The sequence below is a fragment of the Streptomyces sichuanensis genome, assembly GCF_020328095.1.
GTDB classification, from domain to species: domain Bacteria; phylum Actinomycetota; class Actinomycetes; order Streptomycetales; family Streptomycetaceae; genus Streptomyces; species Streptomyces cinnamoneus.
Map to the genome: position 1 here is coordinate 1 of NZ_JAIXMK010000156.1, position 5,488 is coordinate 5,488.

Genomic DNA, 5,488 nt, shown 5'->3' on the forward strand with positions numbered 1-5,488 from the left:
ATGGGCAAGGTCGCCATCCGCTGGTCGCAGCTCGGCTTCGGCAAGACGTCCTCGACGACGCCGGACGCACAGACCCCGCGCAACATGATGGGCTTCAAGGACGGCACCCGGAACGTCTCGGGCACCGACGACGCCGCCCTCGCCAAGCACGTGTGGGTGAGCGAGAAGGACGGCGCCGGCTGGATGACCGGCGGTTCGTACCTGGTCGCCCGGCGCATCCGGATGCACATCGAGACGTGGGACCGCACCTCGCTGCAGGAGCAGGAGGACATCTTCGGCCGCGACAAGGCCCAGGGCGCGCCCGTGGGCAAGCAGCGCGAGCGCGACGAGCCCAACCTCAAGGCCATGAAGCCGGACTCCCACGTGCGGCTGGCCCACCCGGACAGCAACAACGGCGCCACCATCCTGCGCCGCGGCTACTCCTTCACCGACGGCACGGACAAGCTCGGCCGTCTGGAGGCGGGGCTGTTCTTCCTCGCGTACCAGCGCGACGTACGGGACGCCTTCGTGCCGCTGCAGATGAACCTGGCGCGCAACGACGCACTGAACGAGTACATCCAGCACGTCGGTTCGGCGATCTTCGCCGTGCCGCCCGGCATCAAGGGCGACGACGACTGGTGGGGCAAGGGCCTGTTCGCGTGAACCGTCCGCACTGCCTCGTTATGGAAGGAGATGCCGGGTGTTCGGCAACTACCTGATCGGCCTGCGCGAGGGGCTGGAGGCCAGCCTGGTCGTCTGCATCCTGGTGGCCTACCTGGTCAAGACCGGGCGCAAGGACGCGCTGCCGCCGGTGTGGACCGGCATCGCCGTGGCGGTGCTGATCAGCATGGGCTTCGGCGCGCTGCTGACCTTCGGCTCGCAGACCCTGACCTTCGAGGCGCAGGAGTTGCTCGGCGGCTCGCTGTCGATCGTCGCCGTGGGCCTGGTGACGTGGATGGTCTTCTGGATGCGGCGCACCGCGCGGCACCTGAAGAAGGAGCTGCACGGCAAGCTCGACGCGGCCCTGGCGATGGGCACCGGCGCGCTGGTCGCGACGGCCTTCCTGGCCGTCGGCCGGGAGGGCCTGGAGACCGCCCTGTTCATCTGGGCCGCCGCGGACGCGACGGACGACGGCGTCCGGCCCCTGGTCGGCGCGGTCCTGGGCCTGCTGACGGCCGTGGTGCTGGGCTGGCTGTTCTACCGGGGCGCACTGAAGATCAACCTCGCGAAGTTCTTCACCTGGACCGGCGCGATGCTGATCGTGGTCGCCGCGGGCGTGCTCGCCTACGGCTTCCACGACCTGCAGGAGGCCGACGTCCTGCCGGGCCTGGGCAGCAAGGCGTTCGACATCAGCGAGCAGGTCCCGGCCGACAGCTGGTACGGCACGCTGCTGAAGGGCATCTTCAACTTCCAGGCCGATCCGACGTGGCTTCAGGTGGCGGCGTGGACGCTGTACCTGGTCCCGACCCTGGTGGTGTTCTTCGCCCCGGGCCGTGCGGGTAGGGTGGCGCCGTCCCGAGCAGTCACCAAGGAGTCGAAGCGCGATGAGACGCCGGTCGCCCCGTCGAGTGTTCCCGGCGGCAGCTCTGACGCTGGCGTCGCTGCCGGCGGCGACGGGCTGCGTGACGGTGCACGGCGAACGGGCGATCGTCCCGGCGGTGAGCAGGGCTGAGGCCCCCAAGGTCCTCCAGCGGTTCACCGACGGCTACACCGAGGCGTACCGCAAGCTCGACCCGGCCCTGGTGGACCGGGTCGAGACGGGTGCGCTGGCCGAGATGGGCCGGGCGGACATGGTCGCCCAGCGCGCCCTGACGCCCGGCGGCAACCCCGGTTATCCGGCGCTCGTCCTCAAGGACGCCCGCTTCACCATCCCCAAGTCGGCGGGCTGGCCGAAGTTCTTCGTCGCCGACACCCGCAGCAACCGTGACGACAACCGGTGGCTCGTGGTGTTCACGCGCAGCGGCGCCCGGCAGCCGTGGAAGGCCGCCTACCTCTCGCTGCTCGCCGAGGGGAAGGTCCCGAAGTTCGTCCTCGACGAGGACGGCTACGCCGAGGCCGTCCCGGCCCGCACCACGGACGGCAAGGGCGGCAAGGGCGGCGGAAACGGCAAGGACAGCGGGGCCGGCAAGAACGGCGGGAACGACAAGGCCGGCGACGGCGGCAAGGGCGCGGCGTCGGGCGGCCTCATGGCCGACCCGGGCGTGCTGAGCAGCTCGTACACGGACTACCTGCGCACCGGCGAGGGCAGGACGTTCGCCCCGGGCGGGGCGACCTCGCAGCTGCGGACCGAGCGCGGCAAGCTCGCCCGGACCCCGACGTTCTGGACCGAGTACATCGACACTCCGGAGCAGGCTCCGGACTTCCCCGCACTGGCCCTGCGCACCGAGGGCGGCGGTGCGCTGGCCTTCTTCACCGCGCACCACCGGGAGCGGCGCACCATGGTCAAGGGCGTGCGCCCGGAGGTGACCGATCCGCGGACGAAGGCGCTGCTGAAGGGCGACCTGAAGCAGGCGGTGACGTACACCCGGATCTCGGAGGCGGCGGTGCGGGTGCCGGCGCGGGACGCCGACGGCGGCAGGGTGGTCTTCCTCAACCGGATCGAGTCGCTGACCGCGGCGAAGGGCGAGTAGCGCAGCCGCCCGCGGCGCCGGCGGCGGGGCTCAGCGGCCGATGGGCCAGGGGTGGGCCGGCTCGTGGTCCTGGCGCTCGCCCGCGTACTGGGCGCAGGCGTCGGTGAGGGACTCCAGGAGGGTCAGCGGGTCGGGCAGCGGGCGCTCGGGGCCCAGGAGCCAGGCGACGCCCTCGTCCCCGGGGAGCTGCGAGGGGGGCAGCAGCACGTAGCTGCCGCGGCAGTGCCAGCGCAGGCCCGGATGCTCGTCCATGGTCTCGGGATGGCAGTCCAGCTCGCACGGCCACCACTCGTCCTCGTCGTCCGGGGTGCCGCGGGTGGCGGTGAAGAACAGCATGCGGTCGGGGGCGACGGTGGCGACCGGGCCGACCTCGACGCCGGCCTCCGTCAGCCGGTCCAGGGCCTGCCGGCCGGCCTCGGCGGGGACGTCGAGGACGTCGTGGACGATGCCGGTGGCGGTGACGAAGTTGGCCTCCGGCTGGCTGCGCAGCCATTTGGTGACCTTCTCGGCGTCCGTCGTGGCGAGGGTCTGCCAGGCGAAGGAGACGGGGTGGCGGCCGGGCGTGGGACAGCCGATGCGCTCACAGGAACAGCCGTACCCGGACGGGTGCGCGGCCGGGGCCAGGGGGAAGCCCGCGGCGGCGGCGGCCAGGAGCAGTTCCTCGCGCGCGGCGGCGGTCGCCGCGCCCGTGCCCGTTTCGCCGCCCGCTCCGCTCCTGGGACGGCGCAGCCATTGGGAGAACCTGCTCTTGCGTTCCATCTATCCCCTCACTTCGACCGCGGTCTCCGGTCAATGCTGCCACCATCCTGCTCCCGGTGTGACCGCCGAACGCATCCGGGGGGTGTGAGACCGGCCGCGTCGGGCGCCCCGGCACGGGCCGCCGCGGCGGCTCAGCGCGGGGCGAGGGCCCTCAGGAGCATGTCGACGAGGGTGTCGGTGAACTCGTGGGTGAGGGGGACCGTACGCATGAGCCACCGCTGGAAGAAGGGGCCGAGGAGCATCTCCGTGGCGATGCGCAGGTCGGCGTCCGCGGCGATGTGGCCGGCCTCCTGTGCGCTGCGCAGCCGGTTGACGTACGCCTGGTGGCCGGTCTCCTGGAGGCGGTTCACGAACTGTTCGGAGAGCTCGGGGTCGTTCGCCCCCGCGACGGCGAGCGCCCGGTAGGGCGCCTCGAACGTGGGGTCGTTGAACTCGTCGACGCTCGCGCGCAGCACGAGCTTGAGGTCGGCGGCGAGGTCGCCGGTGTCGGGGAGCACGATCTCCTCGTCGCCCCCCTCGGCGATGAACGCGTCCAGCAGTACGGCGGCCTTCGAGGGCCACCAGCGGTAGATCGTCTGCTTGCCCACGCCCGCGCGGGCCGCGATGCCCTCGATGGTCAGCTTGTCGTAGCCGACCTCGCCGATGAGTTCGAGCGCGGCGTCGAAGATCGCCCGGCGGGAACGTTCGCTGCGCCGGGTGGAGTCGGGGGTCCGGGTGGTCACCATGGCGGGAAGTGTAGCGAGCCACAAAGGCGAGACGTATCGTCTCGAAGACCATTGACAAGACGAACCGTCTCGTTCATTCTTGAGGCGTTGCGAGACGAACCGTCTCGCTCGGACCGAGAGGAACTCCCATGACCCGGGGTAATTCAGGCAGCATGCTCGGCGTCGGCGGCACGCGCAGCAACCTCTCCCGCAACGCCCTGCGCGGCGGCGGCCGGGGCGGCAGGGGCGCGGGCGGCGGCATCGACCCGCAGGCACAGAAGCGCGAGCTCCTGCGCGCCCTGCGCGAGGGCCGCAACAGCAACGGCCGTTCGTGAACGGGTGGCGCGTAAACCACCCGTACGGTTCATGCGCCGACGTCGCGCAGCGTGGACGATTTGGGCACGCACGAGAAGCCCGTGCGTGCCCAACGCCACCGTGAGGAGCGCGACTTGCGTACAGCCCCGCGTGCATCCACCCCTCGCCGCTATCTGATGTGCCCGCCCACGTACTTCAGGGTGACGTACTCGATCAACCCCTGGATGGACCCGGGCAAGCCGGTCGACCTGTCGCTCGCCCTCGCGCAGTGGGAGGACCTCCGCGACCGCTACCGCGCCCTCGGCCACACGGTGGAGGAGCTGACGCCCCGTCCGGACCTGCCGGACATGGTCTACGCCGCCAACGGCGCCACGGTCGTCGACGGCCGCGTCCTCGGCGCCCGCTTCACCCACCCCGAGCGCTGGGCCGAGGCGGCGGTGCACCGCGAGTGGTTCCGTGCGCACGGCTACGAGCACGTGCGCGAACCGGAACACATCAACGAGGGCGAGGGCGACTTCGCCGTCACCGCCTCCTGGCTGCTGGCCGGCCGCGGCTTCCGCAGCAGCCCGCTGGCGCACCCGGAGGCGCAGGAGTTCTTCGGCCGCCCGGTGATCGGCCTGGATCTGGTCGACCCGCGCTACTACCACCTGGACACGGCGCTGTCCGTCCTCGACGGGGGTGAGGACGAGATCATGTACTACCCGGGTGCGTTCTCGCCCGGAAGCCGGGCCGTCCTCAAGCGGCTCTTCCCCGACGCCCTGATCGCAACGGAGGAGGACGCGGCGGCGCTCGGCCTGAACGCGGTGTGCGACGGCCGGCACGTACTCCTGCCCCAGGCCGCCGTGGGTCTCTTCGCCCCCCTGCGGGCAAGAGGCTACGAGCCGATCGGCATGGACCTCGGCGAACTCCTCAAGGGCGGCGGCAGCGTCAAGTGCTGCACGCAGGAGCTGCGCTGAGGGGACTGGCGCGGGCGGGTCGGGGCGGGGCTGCGGGACGCAGCTCCGCCCCGGCGCCTGCGCCGGGCGGGCCGGCAGGGGCCGATCCGGTCCGGCGGGTTCCGGGCCGGCCGTAGGCGCGGCCTGCCCGGGGGCGCCGGGCGGG

At 72.0% G+C, this 5,488-nt stretch carries 7 protein-coding genes; 5 read left to right on the forward strand and 2 right to left on the reverse strand.

From position 1 onward, the window contains the following. The 3 genes from LE181_RS29075 to LE181_RS29085 form a co-directional block, all read left to right on the forward strand. Positions 1 to 642, forward strand: a 642-nt coding sequence (locus LE181_RS29075) for a Dyp-type peroxidase (RefSeq protein ID WP_225664499.1), incomplete at its 5' end; no start/stop codon positions are given. A 37-nt stretch (positions 643 to 679) separates the two neighbouring features. Next, positions 680 to 1,651: an iron uptake transporter permease EfeU gene (efeU, locus tag LE181_RS29080; protein ID WP_225664500.1), complete on the forward strand. Its 972-nt coding sequence runs from the start codon at positions 680 to 682 to the stop codon at positions 1,649 to 1,651. Beyond that, positions 1,548 to 2,609, forward strand: a complete 1,062-nt coding sequence (locus LE181_RS29085) for an SCO2278 family lipoprotein (protein WP_505016591.1) — start codon at positions 1,548 to 1,550, stop codon at positions 2,607 to 2,609. The genes efeU and LE181_RS29085 overlap by 104 nt, the downstream gene beginning before the upstream one ends. 30 nt (positions 2,610 to 2,639) lie before the next feature. Here the strand turns inward: LE181_RS29085 and LE181_RS29090 are convergent, their stop codons facing one another. Both LE181_RS29090 and LE181_RS29095 read right to left on the reverse strand, forming a co-directional pair. Continuing rightward, positions 2,640 to 3,368 (reverse strand): bifunctional DNA primase/polymerase, encoded by a 729-nt coding sequence (locus LE181_RS29090; protein WP_225664502.1) that lies wholly within the window; start codon positions 3,366 to 3,368, stop codon positions 2,640 to 2,642. A 131-nt stretch (positions 3,369 to 3,499) separates the two neighbouring features. Continuing rightward, a complete protein-coding gene (locus tag LE181_RS29095) occupies positions 3,500 to 4,093 on the reverse strand; it encodes a TetR/AcrR family transcriptional regulator (RefSeq protein ID WP_225664503.1) in 594 nt (197 codons plus the stop codon). A gap of 128 nt (positions 4,094 to 4,221) precedes the next feature. Between LE181_RS29095 and LE181_RS29100 the strand changes: the two genes are divergently transcribed. Next, a complete protein-coding gene (locus tag LE181_RS29100; protein WP_225664504.1) occupies positions 4,222 to 4,407 on the forward strand; it encodes a DUF6243 family protein in 186 nt (61 codons plus the stop codon). A gap of 81 nt (positions 4,408 to 4,488) precedes the next feature. Then, positions 4,489 to 5,343 carry a dimethylargininase gene (gene ddaH, locus LE181_RS29105; RefSeq protein ID WP_372458534.1) on the forward strand — a complete coding sequence of 285 codons (855 nt, stop codon included), beginning with the start codon at positions 4,489 to 4,491 and terminating at the stop codon, positions 5,341 to 5,343. The last annotated feature ends 145 nt before the right edge of the window (positions 5,344 to 5,488 follow it).